The sequence below is a fragment of the Citricoccus sp. NPDC079358 genome, assembly GCF_040702545.1.
Classification (GTDB): Bacteria; Actinomycetota; Actinomycetes; order Actinomycetales; family Micrococcaceae; genus Citricoccus.
Genome location: NZ_JBFBLI010000001.1, coordinates 343,610 through 362,215, shown reverse-complemented (window position 1 = coordinate 362,215; position 18,606 = coordinate 343,610). Strand labels below are relative to the sequence as shown.

Here is an 18,606-nt window from a genome sequence, read left to right as displayed (position 1 = left end):
CTGTGCCTGCATCCACCCCTCAAACGGTACCGGCCGCGAACTACACCGGTGTGATTCGCCACGATATGACTGCCGTGTCGCCGCAGATTCGTGCTTGTCATCGCCCTTCCCATCGGGCGAGCAGTCCCTCCGGGACCTCTGGAGCGGTCAGGGCATAGGCGTCATGGTCCCGCCACGCCCCGTCGATGTGCAGAAAGTCCCGGCGCATCCCCTCGTGCCGGAAGCCGAGCTTCTCCACCACGCGCCGGCTGGGGAGGTTCTCCGGCCGGATGTTGATCTCCATCCGGTGCAACCCGAGCGTGGTGAAGCAGTAGTCGGTGGCCAGCGCCACGGCGGTCGGCACCAGCCCCTGCCCCGCTCGCGCCTGATCGATCCAATAGCCCAGCGAGGCCGAGAGCGCCGAACCGCGCACGATCGAGGACACGCTCAGCTGTCCGGCGACCACCGGCGCTCCGGCGGCAGAGGTCCGCACGCAGATCAGCCAGGGCAGGGCGGTCCCGTCCTTGCCGGAGCGGTTGAGGACCTTGACCATCTCGGCATAACTCTTCAGAGCGGTGGCCGGCTCGGGATTGGTGGCGTCCCAGCGGCGAAGCCACTCCCGGTTGCGGGCCCGCAGTGAGGTCCACTCCTCCTGATCCCAGCGGCGGAACGGTCGCAGCACCAGGTCCCCGTGTTCCAGGGACACGGGCCAGCGATGGGTCATCCGGAGGGTGGCGGCAGGCGGCATGTGCCTGATCCTAGGTCCGCGAGGCGATACCCGTCCCCCAGCCGACTTTGCGGGCAGAAAAAAGTACTGATCTTCGCCCCCAAAGTCGAGTGGTTGCGGGAGGGAGGCAGAATGGGAGCGTGTCGTTCAACGAGTCGTTCAATCCGTCAGCCTCCTCCTCGTCCCAACAGGGAGGAGAGGCCCAGTACTCCGCGTCCCTGACCGGGAACCGGGGCGAGAGCCCGGAGGAGGTGCTGCAGCACCGCAAGCAGGATTTCCGCACCCTGTGGCGGGCCCGTCGGCGAGAGCTGGACCCGGCTGATCGGGCCGGCCAGTCTGCCGAGCTGACCTCCACCATCCTCGACTGGTATCTCCCGCGGGCGCAGCACCGCCGCGTCGCCGCGGTGCTGTCCTATGGTGCCGAGCCGGACACCGGACCGCTGCTCGAGGCACTGCACGGGGCCGGCGTCGAGGTCCTGGTCCCCATCACGGAACCCGAACGGCAGCTCTCCTGGACCGCCTGGCATCCCGGCGTGGAGGTGGCCCGCAGCTCGGTCGCGCCGATCGACGAACCGGTGGGCGAACGCCTCGGCGTGGAGACCATGGAGACGGTGGACCTCGTACTGGTCCCCGCTCAGGCGGTCGACACCCGCGGTTTCCGCCTGGGCCAGGGCGGTGGCTACTACGACCGCTTCCTGGCCGCCCTCTACCGTCAGCGTTCCGCGTCCAGCACGTCCGGCGCTTCCCGCACGGATGTCACCACCGCGCCCGACGCCGGCCCGGCACCCTTGGCGGTCCCCGTCACGGTGGCCGTGGTGTTCCGGCACGAGCTGATGACGCGGGGCCAGGTGCCCACCTCGGAGTTCGACGAACCGGTCGACGGAGCCGTCACCGCCGACGGCTTCACGTGGTTCGGTCAGGTGTAGACTTGGCACTCGAAACGTGAGAGTGCCAAATTGAGAGGACCGTTCGGTGCCTACCTATGCCTACGCCTGCAAGGACTGCGGTCATGCGTTCGACATCGTCCAGTCGTTCACGGATGACTCGCTGACCACCTGCCCCGAATGCGAGGGCACCCTGCGGAAGAAGTTCAACTCCGTGGGCGTGGTGTTCAAGGGATCCGGTTTCTACCGCAACGACTCCCGTTCCGAGGGCTCCGGCTCCCAGGCCTCCTCGACGCTTGCCTCGGACAGCTCCTCGGGTGGCTCTTCCGACAGCGCCGCGTCGACAGGGGCGTCCACCTCTTCGGAGTCCGGGGCCGCCACCTCGTCACCGTCCACCTCCGGGGCCGCCGCGCCATCGAAGTCCGGCTCCACTGCGGCGTCTTCCGGCTCATCGGGCAGCTCCAGCTCGGATAACGCCGCATAGGGCGTGTCTCCCTCGAGGTGGGTGATTTCCGGGTCAGGGTGGATTCATGGCCACGGTGACTGAGGATCGCTATCGTCCACTCGGTCCGGGGCCGCGGTGTGTCCGCTAGTTCCGCGCTCCTCCACAGCCGACCGATGACGGCTGTGCCTCCACCGCCGAGGTGATCATGGTGGCCGGGCTGGCTGCGCTCCTGATGGGATCGTGGCATGTCATCACTTATCGCCCGGTCCCGGCGTTCTCGGGACTCTCCGCCACGTCCGCCCCGACCCCGTAGACGGACCTCTCCTCGCCGTGAGCTGCGGCAGTATCGCCGCGCCGTGCGCCGCCGGATGGCCACTCCCCCGCCCCCACACCTCCTGGAGCACGACGCCGGTCGGTCCCGTCCTCCTGCCGGCGCCACCCGTGCGGTGCGCGGATCAGACCGATGGCCGACCGATGGGCCCGCCCCTCCTGCGACCGGTGGCTGGATCGACTGGACGGACGACGGATCCACCGACGCCGAGGTTGCCGCAGCAACCGCCTCCTCCCGGCGGCGCCACCGGCTGAAGCTGGCCCTGGCCTCCCTCCCGCTCGTCCTCGCTGCCGTGCTGCTCTTGGTCAATGCCTTCGGTGGCCCGGCCGACTCGGGTGGCCAGGGCGCCGCGGACGGTCCGCGCGGTTCAGGCGGTTCGGTCGGTTCGGTCGGGTCAGAATCCCAGCACGCCGGGGCGGAGGCAGTAGCGGCCGGTGACGTCGCCGTGGCGGCGGTCCAGGAAGGGCACCGCCGAGCCTCTCCCGATGGGGGCGCCATATCCTCTGGCGGGGCCGGAGAGTCCCACAGCAGGCCCGAGGTGCCGGACGGGCACCGGGCCGTGGCCGTGAGGTTCGCGAGCCCCGACGCCGTGGACCTGGTGGCCTCCGGGGACCGCATCGACATCGTGGGAACGGACGGCAGCGTGCTGGAGGCGAACGTCGAGGTGCTGCAGGACCGCTCCACGGAACGGGCCACCGTACTGGTCCTGGCTGTGACCGAGGAACGCGCCCCGGAACTGGCGGCGGCCTCGGTGAATCAGGACCTCACGCTGTTGGTGACACCGGAACCGTAGCCGGCGTCGGTCGCAGCGCATCGGCCGTAGTGCGTCAGTCCCCGTGCGTCAGTCCCAGTGGGGCGGACGCTGTTCAAGCAGCCAGCGCTCACGTTCGGACAGGTTGCGCTGGTCTGAGGACCGGGCGTCGCGCTGGCCGGAGCCCGATGGCACCGAGGTTGCTGAGGACTCACCAACCGCCGGTTCGCCCAGGGTCGGTTCGGGCCCGTCGGCGGACGCCGGACCGGTGCCGGGGGCGTCGGCCCGTCGGGGACCGCGGCGGCGAGCCGACGGGTGCTCGGGATCAGCGGGTGCCATCGTCCTGGTGCGCGTCAGCCTGCGCGTCCTCACGGTGATGCTCGGCGGCAGCACCGTCGAACACCGCACCGTCGAACACCGCGTCGGACGACCCCGTGCCATCCGAGGCTTCCACGACTTCCACAGCTTCCGAGTCCTCCGGTGAATCCACCGACGAGGGAACCGCCATCGCGGCATCGGGCAGGCCCAGGGATTCCACGGTGCCGGGGCCGCTCGGTTCCACGGGGCCGCCCTCGGCCGAGGGCAGACCGAGGAAGTCGGCGATGGTCCGGGCACATCCGGCAGGGTCGGCGAAGACGTCGATCGTCCACAGGGCGTGGTAGCGCCAGCCGCTGCGCTCAAGCTGCTGCGGCACCTGGCGCGACCGCTCGCGCACGGTCATCCGTCGATACGCCTCGGAACCGTCGGAGAACATGGCGATCGGAACGGCTTGCTCCGGGGAAGTCTGCGCCTCCCAGGCGGGCAGGCCCAGGGGGTTCCAGACGGCCAGGTCGATGCTCCCGGCGAAGTTCGGCAGCACGGTGGCATGGCGATGAGCCAGGCGGTCGGAGAGGTCCGCCACCAGCGGGTCCCGCGGTCGCGGAGAGGTGGTGTGCCCGGTGTCCTTGAGATAGGCCTCGAGCAACCCGTAGAAGTCCGAGGCACCGTTGCCCAGCCGCTGCGGATCCAGGTCGTCCGGGTGCACACAGGTCAGCACGTGCAGGTGCTGGCGTGCGCGGGTCAGGGCGGTGGCGTAGAGCTCCCGGCCGCCGGCCTCGGAGAACGGCCCGAAGTGGTGCACCACGCGTCCGTGCGGCGTCCGGCCGTAGCCGAGGCTGAAGATGATGTGGTCCCGGACCACGCCGTGGGCCCGGGCCATGGGGGCCACCACGAACGGCTCGCGGTCCCGGTTGAAGAAGGCGGCGGCCCAGGGGTTGTTGGGCAGGTTCAACCGGATCGCCTCGGCCACGCGGCGGGCATGCAGCTGGCTCGCGGTGATGACGGCCAGTGAGGCGTCCGGACGGTGGCGGATGTGCTCGAACACCAGGTCCATGGTCCGGTTGACCTCGGCCACGGTGGATTCCACGCCCTCGTCGCCGGCACCGGGCATGCCGGTCCCGCCGGGCAGGAACTCCACGCGCACCGGATGGTCCGCACCGGTCAGCTCGGAGGCGCCGGGCAGCATGTCCAGCGTCGAGTCGTAGAGCTGCTCGCCCAGCAGACGGGTGAGTTTGCGCTCCAGCCCGCGGTGCATGGTGGTCAGTCTGACACTCGGCAGCACCCGCATCAGGGCGGTGAAGGCCGAGTCCACTTCGCGCGGCAGCAGCACGGAAGCCGTCGGGTCCACGGAGACGTTGAAGGTCTTCGGTGAACCGGAGGTGCCGTCGCCGAAAGCCACCACCTGCTGGCCGCGGCTGATCGCGCCCAGCGCCGTGCTGAGGGCAAGGGATTCAGCGTCCAGCAGCAGGACGGCGTCGAAGCCCATGTCCGCCGGGAACTCGGCCAGGGCCAGCGGGGAGGTGGTCCAGGCCGGCACGAGGGACTGGAGCAGCTCCGGTTCGAGGCCGGACAGCGACTCCGGGTCCGGGTTGCCGTCCTTGAGCAGGGAGCGCAGCACCCGGGCCGAGGCCCGGTGGATGCCGGAGGTCTTGGTCCACCGCTGGGCCATCTTCCAGTTCAGGCGCTGACTGCCGCCCTCCAGGTGGGCGGTGTCCGCCAGACGGTACTCCGCCTCGATCTTCCGCAGCGACTCGGCGTCCATCATGGCCAGGTAGTCGTCACCGGAGATCATCGCCTCGAGGGCGGACTGCCACCAGGCCAGCTCGAGCTCGGCCCGCAGCTGGTCCGTCGGTACTTCCCGCTGCTGCAGGTCCGCCATGAGTTCCTGCAGGCCCTGCTCCCGCAGCTGGTCGCCGACGAGCGTGCGTTCGGGCAGCGTCTTGAGCGTGTCCTGGTCCGCCACGAGCTGGTCCAGGACCTGGCTGAGCTCGTCCACGGGCAGGTTCTCCAACCGGCCCGACTCCCGCCGCGGCTCGGCGAGGGCCCGCTGCAACCGGGCCATCTGGTCGGACACCTCAGCGCCCTTGGCTGAGAGGGCCTCCAGGCCGGCCGGCACGGAGGGGTGACGCTTGGTGGTGGCCCATCGGGTCCACTCGGCGCGCTGATCCTGCACGTCCACGAGGGCCTCATGCAGGTCGGAGACGTGCACACCCGGGCGGATGTACTCCTTGGCCACACGGCGGAGCCGGGAGCGGGTCATGGAGGACATCTCGACGCCGTGCTGCTTGCGCCACTGCCCGGAGGCCGTGGCGGAGATCAGGTCCGTGACCGGGCGGTCGAAGATGTCCGGGGTGAACTGGTCCAGCGAACCGCGGACGGCGGAGAGCAGGTGGATCTGGCGCACCCAGTCCGCGAAGGTCCCGCCGGTGGACAACTGGGCCTGCTCGGTGGCCTGGTCCAGCTGCTCGCGCAGCACGGGCAGCGCGGCGGCCAGGTCCTCGGCCAGTCCGTAGGCGTCCTCGGTCTCCTGCACGTTGCGCAACCGAGCCCCGTACCAGGGGCTCTCCGTGGAGGAGCGCGAGAAGGCCCCGAGTTCCCCGGCGCGGATGAACGTCGCGGCGGTCTCGTCACGGTTGACGGTGGCGTCCAGCACGGAGCGCTTGAGGCGAACGGTGGTGGAGGGGGCCGGATCCATCGCGGTGAGTGAGGCCAGCGACTGCATGGCCTGGAAGGGTGAGCAGCCCCAGCGTTCCCGCACATTGTGCAGACTGCGCAGGTGGTCTCGCAGCTGGTGGCGGCGCTCCACGAGGGTGGCGTTGAGCCGGTTGGTTCCCGGTTCCTGGGCCCGCTCCACCCGCAGCAGGGCCTGGATGAGCTGACGACGCATCAGCTCGGGGGTGGCCGCCGCCGGTATGTCCAGCGCCAGCGAGTCCAGTTCCACGGAGCCCAGGCGGCGCCGGAAGTCGTCCAGGGTGGCGGTGCGCTCGGCCACCACGAGCACGCGCTTGCCGTCCCCGGCGAGCTGCGCCACGGCGTTGGCCGCCGTCTGCGTCTGGCCTGTGCCGGGAGGGGTGACGACCACCAGGTCGTGGCCGGCGGCGATGTGGTCGAGGGCCCGCTGCTGGGACGGGTCCGCGTCGAGGATCAGGCTTTCGGCGGTCGGGTCCCGCTCGTCGACCGGCGGAAGTCCCGTCTCCGGCAGTTCCGCGCGGCGCGGGACCATGCCCGAACCGGCGTCATACAGTGCGGAGACCACCGGGTGGGTGGAGTCCACCACGTCCACGGATGCGGTGTCCGCCAGGTCGGCGAAAGTCGACACGAGCAGCCGGTGCTCCACCACCAGCCCCCGGACCTCGCGGCCCTGCGAGCGCAGCAACTCCATGGCCGGCATGGGCTCGAGCTTGGCGGTGGCGTAGGCGGCACGCAGGTAGTCGTCCGCGTCCAGCACGATTCCGTGGTGGTCCCGGAAGTAGCGGGCGAGGGCGGGGTTGAGCCGGGCTCGGTCCGAGATCTGCAGCTCGTAGTCGTCCTGCTCGCCCCGCAGCGTCAGACTCAGCCGGGCCAGCATCACGGGTGCGGACATCTGCGTGGAGCGGCCGTCCTCGATGACCCGCCACGTCGCCAGGCCGGTGGCCAGGTACCCGACATCGACGCCACGGTCCTCGGCCAGCTCCTGGATCTTGCCGCGCAGCTGCCGGGCCGCACCGCGGGCGTGCACGAACGCGTCGCCGTCCCGCAGCAGGGTGGACAGGCGCGTGCGGCGCCCGGACATGAACTGGCTCAGCCCGGAGGGGTGGGAGTGTGAGATGTCGATGCTGTTCGCGCCGGATGGGGCGAAGCGCAGCATCGTGTCGTTCTCGGTGCCCGAGCCCAGCGAGGCCAGCCACGCCGGGAAGGTGAGGCGGGAGTCGGACTCGACGGGGCCGTCGTCGGGCAGGCCCGTGTCCCTGCCCCCGTGGAGGCGAGGCGCCGCGGGGCTCTGCTGGGGGTCCTGCTCAGTCACAGTTGTCCTTCCTGCCGCCGGCCGCTTCCCCGCCCTGCCCACGACGACGGCCGGTACGGTGGGGCCGCGAGGCACCAATGCTTGGTTCCACGGTACACAGGCGCACCGCGGATTCCCCCGAGGGAAACGGGCCGGTTCCCCGGCGTCCGCCTCCCGAGACGGGGCTTACTCCCATTCGATGGTTCCCGGGGGCTTGCTGGTCACGTCCAGGACCACCCGGTTGATGCCGTCCACCTCGTTGGTGATGCGGTTGGAGATCCGCGAGAGCAGGTCGTACGGCAACTGGGCCCAGTCAGCGGTCATCGCGTCCTCGGACGTGACCGGACGCAGCACCACGGGATGTCCGTAGGTGCGGCCGTCACCCTGGACGCCCACGGAGCGGACATCGGCCAGCAGCACCACGGGGCACTGCCAGATGTGGCGGTCCAGGCCGGCGGCGGTCAGTTCCGCGCGGACGATCGCGTCGGCCTGGCGGAGCAGGTCCAGGCGTTCCCGCGTCACCTCGCCGATGATGCGGATGCCCAGGCCGGGGCCCGGGAAGGGCTGGCGCCAGACGATCTCATCCGGCAGGCCGAGCTCGGAGCCCACGGCGCGGACCTCGTCCTTGAACAGGGCGCGCAGCGGCTCGACGAGCTCGAACTCGATGTCCTCCGGCAGCCCGCCCACATTGTGGTGGCTCTTGATGTTCGCGGTGCCCTCACCCCCGCCGGACTCGACGACGTCCGGGTAGAGGGTGCCCTGGACCAGGAACTTCACATCCTTGGCCTCCGGGTCATGGCGGGACTCGGCGATGATGTCCGCCTGCGCCTTCTCGAAGGTGCGGATGAACTTCTCGCCGATGATCTTGCGCTTGGCCTCCGGGTCCGTCACGCCCGCCAACGCCTCCAGGAACACGTCCTCGGCATCCACCATGATCAGCTTGGCGCCGCCGGTGGCGGCACCGAACGCCTTCTCGATCTCCTCGGACTCGTCCTGGCGCATCAGGCCGTGGTTGACGTAGACGCAGGTCAGCTGATCCCCCACGGCCCGCTGGACCAGGGCCGCGGCAACCGCTGAGTCCACGCCGCCGGACAGGCCGCAGATCGCGCGGTGCTCGCCGATCTGCTCGCGGATCAGCTCGACCTGTTCCTCGATCACGGAGGTGGTGGTCCAGGTGTCCTTCAGGCCGGCGCCGTGGTGCAGGAAGTTGCGCAGCACCTCCTGGCCGCGCTCGGAGTGGCCGACCTCCGGGTGCCACTGCACACCGTAGATCTTCTTCTCCGGGCTCTCGAATGCCGCCACGGGGGCACCCGGGGTGCGGGCGGTGACGGAGAAGCCGGCCGGGGCCTCGGTCACGGAATCGGCGTGGCTCATCCACACGACCTGGTCCACGTCCTGCCCGGCGAAGAGCACCGAGGTGGAGCCGATGGCCTCCAGCCGGGTGGAGCCGTACTCCCGGGTGTCGGTCTTGGACACGGTGCCGCCGAGCGCCTGGGCGATCGACTGGAAGCCGTAGCACAGGCCCAGCACGGGGACGCCGGCCTCGAGGAGTTCCGGATCGAGCCCGGGCGCACCCTCGGCATAGACCGAGGAGGGGCCGCCGGAGAGGATCAGGGCGGCGGGCTTGCGGGCCAGGATGTCCTCGGCCGAGAGCGTGTGCGGGACGACCTCGGAGTACACGTTGGCCTCGCGCACACGGCGGGCGATCAGCTGGGCGTACTGGGCGCCGTTGTCCACCACGAGCACGGTCGGGAAGTCAGCGGCGATCTGCGGGTTGTCCGGGGTGTCCGGCCGGTGGTCCGGAGCTGTGGTCTGGTCGTCAGCCTGGGAGGAAGTCACCCGTCAAGGATAGTGCAGGCACGGCACGGTCCGCGGCGTTGCGCCGTGGCGGCCGGGGGCCACCGTCCGAGCGCTGTTCGGGCGCTGTCCGGGCGCTGTTCGGGCAGAATGTCCACTGTGGCCGACTCCTCGTTATCCGATGATCCAGCGCTGCTTCCAGAGGCCCGGGCGGCCCAGCGCCGTGCGGTCCGCGTCCTGGGCACCGCCCAGGTCTTCTCGGGGTTGGGCAACGGCGCCACGCTGTCCCTGGGCTCGATCCTGGCGGTGGAACTCTCGGGCGCCGAGTCCAACGCCGGCTTCGTCAACACCGCCATGACGCTCGGCTCGGCGGCGGTGTCCATCCCCCTGTCCACCTTGGCGGTACGGCGCGGACGGCGGGTCGCCCTGGGGATCGGCCTGGCCGCCGGGCTGTTGGGGCAGGCGCTCATGGTGGCCGCAGTCGTCACCCGGTTCTTCCCCGTCCTGTTGCTCGGCGCCTTCCTGGTGGGATTCGCCGCCGCCGTGAACCTGCAGGCCCGGTTCGCCGTCACGGACCTGTCCGAGCCGCAGCACCGTGGACGGGACCTGTCCGTGGTGGTCTGGGCCGTCACCGTGGGCGCCGTGGTGGGGCCCAACATGGTGGGGCCGGGCGCCGTGGTGTCCGCCTGGCTCGGGCTGCCCGTCCATGCCGGCCCCTTTTTGATCTCCGGCGCCGGCATGGCCGTGGGCGCCGCCATCATCCTGACCGGCCTGCGCCCGGATCCCCTCCTGTTGCGCCGGCGGCTGGAGGAGGCCGCGGGGAGTCCGACGGCGGCCGGGCACGGCACCGAGACCGCGGTGCCCGGGTCTGGCGCCGGGGCAGGCGAGCCGAGAATCCCTGCGGTGCCCGGGTCCGCCGACGTCGTCCCTGCCTCTCGTTCCTCCGGGCGAGCCCGGAGATCCCCCCGCTCCGGCGGGTGGGCCGCCGGGTGGCGGATCGTCCGGGCCCAGCCCACCGCCCTGGCCGCCGTGCTCGCGGTGGCCGGCGCCCACGCCGCGATGGTCGGCCTGATGTCCATGACGCCGCTGCACCTGCAACACGAGGCGGGGCTGACGAGCAGCGAACTGGGACAGCATCCGGACACGGTGGTGCTGATCGGCTTCACCCTGTCCCTGCATGTGGCCGGGATGTATGCGCTTTCCCCCGTCATGGGCCTGCTCGCGGACCGCCTGGGCCCGGCCCGGGTGGCCGGGGCCGGACTCGCGATGCTGCTGGCCGCGGCCGGGCTCACGGGGCTGTTCCCGCACGTGCATGCCGCCGTGGTGCTCGGCCTGGTGGTGCTGGGGCTCGGCTGGTCCGCGGCCACCGTGGCCGGGTCCACGCTCCTCGTGGCCGCGCTGAGGCCCGCCGACCGGGTCCCCGCCCAGGGCTTCTCGGACGCGGTGATGTCCCTGGCGGCGGCGCTCAGTTCGCTGGCGGCGGGCCCGATCATGGGCGGCCTCGGCTTCACCGGACTCTCGGCCGCACTGGCCGTCCTCGTGGCGCTCAGCGGCCTCGGCATGGCCGGACTACTGCGCCGGCCGGTGAGTCGGGCCGGCGCCTAACCGTCGGAGGCGGCGCCCCTCAGGGTCGCGGTGAGCGGGGTGGAGTCCGCCGCGGTCCCGACGTACAGGGTGTAGTCCCCGGTCACGGTCCGGAAGGCCCGCGCCGTGTGGTCCCACACGGAGAAGGGGTGGTGGGTGGCGCCCGGGTCGATCGTCAGCCGGACCCGCTCGGTGGCCCCCGGCTCCACGTGCACCTTCGCGAAGGCGACCAGCCGCTTCGGCGGCTGCCCCTCAGCAGGGATGCCGGCGTAGACCTGGACCACCTCGCCCCCGGCGCGCTGCCCCGTGTTGGTTACGGAGACCTCCACCGCCACCGGCGCGGCCACGCCGTCCGGGGCGTCCACCACGAGGTCGGAGAGCTCGAAGCTCGTGTAGGACAACCCGTGGCCGAAGCCGAAGAGCGGCTCGATCCCCTCGGACTGGAACCAGCGGTAGCCCATCCGCCGTCCCTCGGAGTAGCGGATGACGGGGTAGCCGTCCCCCTCATCGGTGCCGGGGTAGCGCTCCGACCGGTCGGCGTACAGCGTGTCGTCCTCCGAGCGCGGATAGGTGGTGGGCACCTTGCCGGAGGGGTTCACCACGCCGAACAGCAGGTCCGCCACCACGTGGCCGTCCTCGGCGCCCTGGTTCCACACCTCGAGGACCGCTGGGGCGGCCCCGATCCACGGCATCAGCACCGGGTTGCTGTCCTTGAGCACCACAACGCTCCGCCCGTTGACCGCCAGCAGCTCGGTCAGCATCCGGTCCTGGCCGTCCGGCAGGCTGGCGTGGGGCTGGTCTGCGCCCTCGGTGGCCACGTGTCCGGCCATCAGGACCACGACGTCGGCCCCCTCCGCCGCCTGCCTCGCCTCACCGAGGTTGGACAGGTCCTTCTCGACCGTCACCCGGGTGATCTCGGCCGGGGACCCGAGGCCCTCCAGCACGTCCCGGAGCCCCTCGACCGGTGGCACCGTGTACAGCGGGATGACCTTGGAGGATCCGCCGCCGCCCAGGCACGCCTCGTCCACGAACGTGGACTGTCCGATCACCGCGACCGAGGCGACCGCGGGATCGAGGGGCAACAGGCCGCCGTCGTTCTTCAGCAGGACGGCGGTCTGGGCGCCGATCCGGCGGGAGACCGCGCCGTGGGCCGCAGCGTCGATCTCGCCCGGGGCGTAGGGCCTCTCGAACACGCCGAAGCGGAACATCTGCGTGAAGCGGCGCACGAGGGCGCGGTCCACCGTCTCGATCTCCAGGCTGGTGTCCTGCAGCGCGGCGGTGATGTTCTGCTCGTTGAGCCATTTCGCGTCCGGCATCTCGTGGTCCAGCCCCGCGTTGAGCGAGGGGGCCGCCGAGCGGGTGGACCAGAAGTCGGACTGGACGTAGCCCTCGAAGCCCCACTCGTGACGCAAGATCTCCGTGAGGACCGGCCGGTTCTCGGTGGCGTAGACGCCCCGGATGCGGTTGTAGGCGCTCATGATGCCGGCGATCCCTGCGTCCTTGACGAGCATCTCGAACGGCAACAGGTACAGCTCGCGCAGCACGTCCTCGTCGATCTCCACGCTGGTCCGGAACCGCTCGACCTCCTGGTCGTTGAGGACGTAGTGCTTGCCGATGGCGATCACGTCCTGGGCCTGGATGGCCCGGGTCACCTCCACACCCATCACGCCGGACAGGTACGGGTCCTCGGAGAAGTACTCGAAGTTGCGGCCGGCGATCGTGGTCCGGTGCAGGCAGACCCCGGGGCCCTCGAGCACGTGCTGGCCCAGGGTGGCGGCCTCCGCGCCGATGATGCCGCCGTAATCGCGGGCCAGATCCGGGTCGAAGCCGGCGGCGAGCGCGATCGCCATGGGCAGCGCGGTGGCCGGCGGGCTCGGCGTGCCGTCCCCCATGCCGACGCCGACCGGCCCGTTGGTGATCCGGAAGCGGGGGATCCCGAGCTCCTCGATGCCGTCCACGTGCCGCTCGACACGGAACTGGTCAGCCACCGCGTCCAGTCCGCCCTCGCCCTGGGCCGCCTCGGCGGACACCGCGTAGATGTCGATCGTCTCCATGGCCCCGTGCAGCTGGGCGATCTTCTGCTCCCGGCTCATGGCCGCGACCAGCAGCCGGGCCCGCTCCCGCGGCTCCAGCTCGGCATCCATCCAGGGGGTTGCGTCCTCGGTCACGGTCTCACTCCTTGATCAGCGGATGCTCTCGGCCCCAGCGTAGCTCCGCGGATCGGCCCGCATCACCCCACAGATCAGGCCCTGGAACGGCCCGTTGTCAGGGTCCCAGCAGCAGCGCGACCCCGAGGATGACGGGCAGGGAGAGCACGGCGGAGGCGAACACGATGTCCCGCACCAGCATGGGCTACGCGGATCCCCGCCGGCGGGAGCACCAGCCGAAGACCGTGAGGTGGAAGGGGGCGATGACCAGCAGCTGCGTCACCACCACGGACGGCGGACCCGTCCGCTCTCGGCCGATGACCTCATGAACGAAGATCTCATCAGGCACTAGCCGCTGGACGCGTCAGACTGGGCCGATCCTCAGTACCGGCGCAGGGCCTCGGGGTGATCGGCGAGCTCCTGCAGGGTCTCACGGTGGACCCGCTTCTCCACGATGAAGGACAGGAAGGGCACCACACCGCCGCCGGCGATGGCCAGCAGGCGCATGCCGTTCCAGCGCATCAGCGACCACAGGCGGAAGGCGGCGACGAGGTAGACCACGTAGAGCCAGCCGTGGGCGATGAGCACGGCGATAGAGAGATTCAGCCCACCCGTCACCGAGTCCTCAGGCTGGAGGGACAAGGTGTTCGCGGCACCGTCGGCCAGGGTGCCGCCGGCGTAGAGCTCGGTGCCGTAGCCGTACTTGAAGATCATCTCGAAAACGAGCAGCAGCAGCATGATGCCGGTGATCCACGCACAGACCTTGTACATCGTCAGGGCCGACTTGATCTGCTGATCCGTCCCCGCGAACCGCCGCGGAGCACTCTTCTCCGGCCGCGGCGGCGGTGCGGGCAGATCCGCCTCGGTGATGTCCTCGGGGTCGGGAAGGGTGTTCGGGTCGACCGGGGGCCGCTGGTCCGGGGTGGTCACTGGTTCTCCTGCGTTGGCTGGGTTTGCTGAGCTGACGACGATGGCGGGTACTGCTGGCGGGACGCGGGGGCAGCTGCGGAGACCCCGTAGAAGCGTTCATACTCCTCGATGGCCTTCCGCTTGGCCTCGAGGGCCTCGGTGCGGCGGCGCTCGAGTTCGGCGGCCTTCCACTCCTCGGCCCACTGGCGGTCGAGTTCGTCCTCGTCCTGGCTGCGCAGGTAGTCGTCCCGCAGGAACCTCCACCAGAGGAAGATGGCGAAGCCGGCGAACACGACCCACTCGATGGCGTAGAAGATGTTCATCCAGTTGTAGGTGGTCTCCTGCGGCTGGGGGCCCACGATCACGGGCTCCAGCTCGCCGCCCTCGGCCTTCGCGCCGACCTCCTGGCCGTTGGCCGCAGTGCCTGGGCCGCCGGTGGCCACCACATCAAAGGCAGCCACATAGCCGGCATAGGAGCGCATATCCCACAGGTTGATCAGCTCGGACGAGGCCAGGTTGGCCAGCACGGTGCCGTCCGCCGTGTGCTGGATGCCTTCCGGGGCCGGTCCCTCGGCGGGCAACAGACGCCCGGTGATGTGCAGGTCCCCCTGCGGCGCCGGGTCGGTCTCGGCGGTGGACTCGGTCCAGCCGCGGACCACGGGCATGACCTCCCCGTTCGGGGCACCGTCCACCTGGAAGGCGCTGACCACCCAGTAGCCCACGGTTCCGTCCTGGCCGCCGTGCAGGCGCGGATGGATGAACACGTCCGTGTCCGGGACGAACGAGCCGGTCATCGTGACCACCTGGTCCGCCTCGGTGGCGTACATGGCCTTCTCCGGGACGTAGTGCTCCGTCAGCTCGACGGGCGTCTCGGTCTGGGTCAGCGGCGGCGGGGCGGATGCGGAGTTGTCCATCTGCCACTTCCCGAGGAGCACGAACGCCGCGGAGACCACGAGCGCCAGGACGAGTCCGGCGATCCACTGGGGTTTCAGGGCGGTTTTCAGCACCCCACCAGACTACGCGGTTTCTCTACCAGACGTAGAACTCGCTATCTCGGGCAGGCCGCCGCGGGCCATGTCCCGGACCGAACCCCGGGCCGCCTCGACCAGCAGGGCATGGGCTTCGCCGTCGGTGCCAGCCTCCTGAGTGGCCCGCTGAGCCATCGTCCACTGCCGGTAGCGCTCGGCCTCGGCGGACGCACGCTCGGCGTCCCAGCCGAGCAGGGGGGCCATCAGGTGGGCGACCGCTCCGGCGGCGGCAGCGCCGGCGTCGTCCGCCTCGAACACCGCGCGGATCCGCCGGGCCAGGACGTCCTGGATCGATCGGGCGCCCTCATGCGTGACGGCGTGCACGGCCTCGGCGGCGAGGTGTCCGGGCAATCCGGGCAATTCCTCGGTCAGTTCCGGGGTGTCCACGGCCAGGCCGATGACCTCCGGGGCGCCGGAACCGTAACGGTGCAGCAGGGATTCGACGACGGCGGCCGGCAGTCCCGAGTCCGCCGTGAGCAGCAGGCGACGGTTCCAGGCGGGGGCCCAGCCCTGCGCTCCGAGCAAGGGCAGGTGGGCGGTGCAGGAGGCGGGCACGCCCTCCCCCGAACCGGTCACGTCTTGGCCGGTCAGTGGTCCGGTGTCCTGGGCGCCGGCTGCTCCGACGGCGGCATCCACGGCGTCAGCGGCCATAGTCCGGTAGGTGGTGAGCTTGCCGCCGGTCACCACGGTCAACCCCGGCAACGGGGTCGCCACCACGTGCTCGCGGGAGACCTTGGCCGTGCCCGCGGCCGCCGCGGTGTCCCCCAACGGCTCATCCTCCCCCGCCGGCGTGACCAGTGGCCGCAGCCCGGCGAACACCCCGACCACGTCGGAGCGGTCCAGCGGTGCAGCGAGGACCGCGTTGGCGCGCTCGAGCACGTAGTCGATGTCCTCGCTCGTGGCGGCGGGTTGATCAACATTTTCGCGCCAGGGCGTGTCCGTGGTGCCGATGATCCAGTGCCGGTCCCAGGGGATGACGAACAGCACTGACTTCTCCGTGCGCAGGATCAGGCCCGAGGTCGAGGTGAACCGGTCACGCGGGACCACGAGGTGGATTCCCTTGGCGGCGGTGACCCGCGGCATGCCCTGCACCACCAGCTCCTCACGTCCGTCCGGGTGGCGGACGGGGATGGCCCCGGTCCAGACTCCGGTGGCGTTGATGACGCGGCGGGCATGGACGGCGATCCGCTCGCCCGTCTCCCGGTCGAGGACCTCCGCGCCGACGATGCCGCCGGTCTCGGATCCGAGGTACGCGGTGACCTCAAGGCGGGAGGCGCAGTGGGCCCCGTGGACGGCGGCCGTGCGGACGAGCTCGATCACCAGTCGGGCATCATCCACCTGGGCGTCGTAGTAACGGATCGCCCCGATGTACGCCTCGGGCTTCAGCCCCGGCGCCAAGCGGGAGACGGCGGCCCGGCCGAGGTGCTTGTGGACGGGCAGGTGCCCGGTGCGGCCGGCGGCCATACCGTCATAGAGTGCGACGCCGGCCCCCACGTACGGCCGCTCCCACGGCTTGGACAGGGGGTACAGGAACGGCACGGGCCGCACCAGGTGCGGCGCGATGTCCTCCACGAGCCGGCCGCGTTCCCGCAGCGCCTCATGGACGAGGGGGAAGTCCAGCATCTCGAGGTAGCGCAGTCCGCCATGAACCAGCTTGGACGACCGGGAGGAGGTGCCCCAGGCGAAGTCGGTGGCCTCGACCAGAGCGGTAGACAATCCCCGCGTGGCCGCGTCCAGGGCGGTTCCGGCTCCGACGACGCCCCCGCCGACGACCAGCACATCCAATGAATGCTCCGGCGTGGTGGCCCGCAGAGTGGCGAGCGTGTCCGCTCGGTGTGCGGGTCCCAGTGCGCCGGCGGTCGTCATCAGGCCGTCTCCGGTTCCGTCAGGTCCGCCTCAGCGGTCCCCGGTCGGGGCCACGAGGACCTCGACCTTCTGGAACTCCTTGATGTCCGAGTATCCCGAGGTGGCCATCGCCCGCTTGAGGGCGCCCATCAGGTTGGAGGTGCCGTTGGTGTGGTGGCTGGGTCCCCACAGCACGTCGTTGAGGCTGCCGACGGTGCCGACGTGGGTGCGGTCCCCCCGTGGCATGTCCCCGTGAGCGGCCTCCCCACCCCAGTGCCAGCCACGGCCCGGGGCCTCCTGGGCACGGGCCAGCGCGGCACCGAGCATCACGGCGTCGGCGCCCATGGCCAGGGCCTTGACGATGTCCCCGGAGTTGCCCACGCCGCCGTCGGCGATCACATGGACGTAGCGTCCGCCGGACTCGTCCATGTAGTCCCGGCGGGCCTCGGCGATATCCGAGATGGCCGTGGCCATCGGCACGCGGATGCCCAGGGCGCGGCGCGTGGTGGAGGACGCCCCGCCGCCGAAGCCGACGAGCACACCGGCTGCACCGGTGCGCATCAGGTGCAGGGCCGGGGTGTAGCCGGCTGCACCGCCGACGATCACGGGGACGTCCAGCTCATAGATGAACTTCTTCAGATCCAACGGCTCGCGGTTCTGGGACACGTGCTCGGCGGACACCGTGGTGCCGCGGATGACGAACATGTCCACACCGGCGGCCAGCACGGTCTCGTAGTACTCCTGCGTGTGCTGCGGGGTCAGGGACCCGGCCACCACCACACCGGCCTCACGGATCTGAGCCAGGCGCTCGGTGATCAGGTCGGCCTGAATCGGCTGCGAGTAGATCTCTTGCAGGCGCCGCGTATTCGCCGGCGAATAGTTGCTGGATTCGAAGGAGGCGATCTCCTCGAGCACGGAGGCCGGATCCTCGTAGCGCGTCCACAGACCCTCGAGGTTGAGCACGCCCATGCCGCCGAGCTGGCCCAGGGCGATGGCGGTGTCCGGGCTCATGACCGAGTCCATCGGGGCGCCGATCACCGGCATGTCGAACTTGAAGGCATCGATCTGCCAGTTGATGGACACATCCTCGGGATCCCGGGTCCTGCGCACGGGCACCACCGCGATGTCATCCAGGGCGTAGGCCCGACGTCCCCGCTTGCCGCGGCCAATTTCGATCTCGTTGCTCACGCTTTCCAGCCTAGTGCAGGCGCCGGACGAGTTAGTCCAGCGCGCCAGCGCCCGCCGCCTGCTCGCGCACCCAGACCGCGGGTGGATCGGCCAACGGCCCCTGGGCCACACGGAAACTCTGGAGCATGTAGTCCGCGAAGCGGCGCCATGCCCCGGAGGCGTGGCGGTGCGTTCCGCGCACCAACCCGGCGTTGGCGTGTTGCAGCATCAGCAGGTCACTGTGGTCGAAGTCGGAGCGGATCGCTCCGGCGTCCCGCGTCCGGCCGACGAGGCGGATGGAGGCGCGGAGGGCGCGGCGGCTTTCTGCCCGGAAGAGCTCACTCCCGTCGTTTGAGGACAGGACCACGTCACTGAACGCGAGGTCAGTGGCCTGCTGCTCCAGGATGAACAGCACCCAGTCGCGGAACGCCTCCCAGGGGTGGTCGATCGCCTGTTCAGCGGCTTCCTCCGTCCGGTCGGCATAGCGGCGCATCTTCTCCTCGAGCACCACCGCGACGAGCTCCTCCACGGAGGCGAAGCGCCGGTAGATCGTCCCGACCCCGACACCGGCGGCGGCCGCGATGCGCTCCAGCGTCACCGCGGTCCCCTCGTCCGCGAACACGGATCCGGCGGCGCAGATGATCGCCTGCCGGTTGCGTTCGGCGTCCGCCCGGAGGGGCTTTGCGGTGTCAGTCATGGCTCCATTCTAGTC

Annotated in this window: 15 protein-coding genes; 4 read left to right on the top strand and 11 right to left on the bottom strand. The window is 70.7% G+C overall.

What is annotated here, in order from left to right; all coding sequences use genetic code 11:
• Nucleotides 1–97 precede the first annotated feature (97 nt).
• A complete protein-coding gene (locus AB0333_RS01695) occupies nt 98–727 on the bottom strand; it encodes a GNAT family protein (protein WP_366217046.1) in 630 nt (209 codons plus the stop codon).
• Nucleotides 728–846: 119 nt separating this feature from the next.
• Between AB0333_RS01695 and AB0333_RS01690 the strand changes: the two genes are divergently transcribed.
• The 3 genes from AB0333_RS01690 to AB0333_RS01680 all read left to right on the top strand — a co-directional run bounded on the left by AB0333_RS01690 (nt 847) and on the right by AB0333_RS01680 (nt 3,159).
• The gene (locus AB0333_RS01690) at nt 847–1,632 is read left to right on the top strand and encodes a 5-formyltetrahydrofolate cyclo-ligase (protein ID WP_366217045.1); all 786 of its coding nucleotides are present in this window, start codon (nt 847–849) and stop codon (nt 1,630–1,632) included.
• Nucleotides 1,633–1,678: 46 nt separating this feature from the next.
• On the top strand, nt 1,679–2,074 hold the full coding sequence (locus AB0333_RS01685; RefSeq protein WP_366217044.1) for an FmdB family zinc ribbon protein: 396 nt from the start codon (nt 1,679–1,681) through the stop codon (nt 2,072–2,074).
• Between the two features lie 329 nt (nt 2,075–2,403).
• Complete coding sequence (locus tag AB0333_RS01680) at nt 2,404–3,159, top strand: hypothetical protein (protein ID WP_366217043.1); 756 nt, start codon at nt 2,404–2,406, stop codon at nt 3,157–3,159.
• A 48-nt stretch (nt 3,160–3,207) separates the two neighbouring features.
• On the opposite strand, the gene AB0333_RS01675 is transcribed toward AB0333_RS01680, so the two are convergent.
• The 3 genes from AB0333_RS01675 to guaA form a co-directional block, all read right to left on the bottom strand.
• Nucleotides 3,208–3,456 carry a hypothetical protein gene (locus AB0333_RS01675; protein ID WP_366217042.1) on the bottom strand — a complete coding sequence of 83 codons (249 nt, stop codon included), beginning with the start codon at nt 3,454–3,456 and terminating at the stop codon, nt 3,208–3,210.
• A complete protein-coding gene (locus tag AB0333_RS01670) occupies nt 3,443–7,438 on the bottom strand; it encodes a DUF4011 domain-containing protein (RefSeq protein WP_366217041.1) in 3,996 nt (1,331 codons plus the stop codon). Before AB0333_RS01670 ends, AB0333_RS01675 begins: the two co-directional genes overlap by 14 nt.
• A gap of 165 nt (nt 7,439–7,603) precedes the next feature.
• On the bottom strand, nt 7,604–9,184 hold the full coding sequence (gene guaA, locus AB0333_RS01665; protein ID WP_366217192.1) for a glutamine-hydrolyzing GMP synthase: 1,581 nt from the start codon (nt 9,182–9,184) through the stop codon (nt 7,604–7,606).
• A gap of 180 nt (nt 9,185–9,364) precedes the next feature.
• Between guaA and AB0333_RS01660 the strand changes: the two genes are divergently transcribed.
• On the top strand, nt 9,365–10,819 hold the full coding sequence (locus tag AB0333_RS01660) for an MFS transporter (RefSeq protein ID WP_366217039.1): 1,455 nt from the start codon (nt 9,365–9,367) through the stop codon (nt 10,817–10,819).
• Here the strand turns inward: AB0333_RS01660 and AB0333_RS01655 are convergent.
• From AB0333_RS01655 to AB0333_RS01625, 7 genes are all read right to left on the bottom strand, one after another.
• Nucleotides 10,816–12,966, bottom strand: a complete 2,151-nt coding sequence (locus AB0333_RS01655; RefSeq protein ID WP_366217037.1) for a glycoside hydrolase family 3 C-terminal domain-containing protein — start codon at nt 12,964–12,966, stop codon at nt 10,816–10,818. The genes AB0333_RS01660 and AB0333_RS01655 overlap by 4 nt on opposite strands.
• A gap of 184 nt (nt 12,967–13,150) precedes the next feature.
• Entirely contained in the window at nt 13,151–13,294 is a 144-nt protein-coding gene (locus AB0333_RS01650) for a hypothetical protein (RefSeq protein ID WP_366217035.1), read from the bottom strand.
• A 32-nt stretch (nt 13,295–13,326) separates the two neighbouring features.
• Nucleotides 13,327–13,875, bottom strand: a complete 549-nt coding sequence (locus tag AB0333_RS01645; RefSeq protein WP_366217034.1) for a DUF3817 domain-containing protein — start codon at nt 13,873–13,875, stop codon at nt 13,327–13,329.
• Complete coding sequence (locus tag AB0333_RS01640) at nt 13,872–14,861, bottom strand: SURF1 family protein (protein WP_366217032.1); 990 nt, start codon at nt 14,859–14,861, stop codon at nt 13,872–13,874. The genes AB0333_RS01645 and AB0333_RS01640 overlap by 4 nt, the downstream gene beginning before the upstream one ends.
• Before the next feature lie 9 nt (nt 14,862–14,870).
• Nucleotides 14,871–16,748, bottom strand: coding sequence for a glycerol-3-phosphate dehydrogenase/oxidase (locus AB0333_RS01635; RefSeq protein ID WP_366217031.1), 1,878 nt, complete (start codon nt 16,746–16,748; stop codon nt 14,871–14,873).
• Between the two features lie 30 nt (nt 16,749–16,778).
• Nucleotides 16,779–17,915, bottom strand: coding sequence for a GuaB3 family IMP dehydrogenase-related protein (locus AB0333_RS01630; protein ID WP_366217029.1), 1,137 nt, complete (start codon nt 17,913–17,915; stop codon nt 16,779–16,781).
• Between the two features lie 31 nt (nt 17,916–17,946).
• Nucleotides 17,947–18,591: a TetR/AcrR family transcriptional regulator gene (locus AB0333_RS01625; protein ID WP_366217027.1), complete on the bottom strand. Its 645-nt coding sequence runs from the start codon at nt 18,589–18,591 to the stop codon at nt 17,947–17,949.
• Between the last annotated feature and the right edge of the window lie 15 nt (nt 18,592–18,606).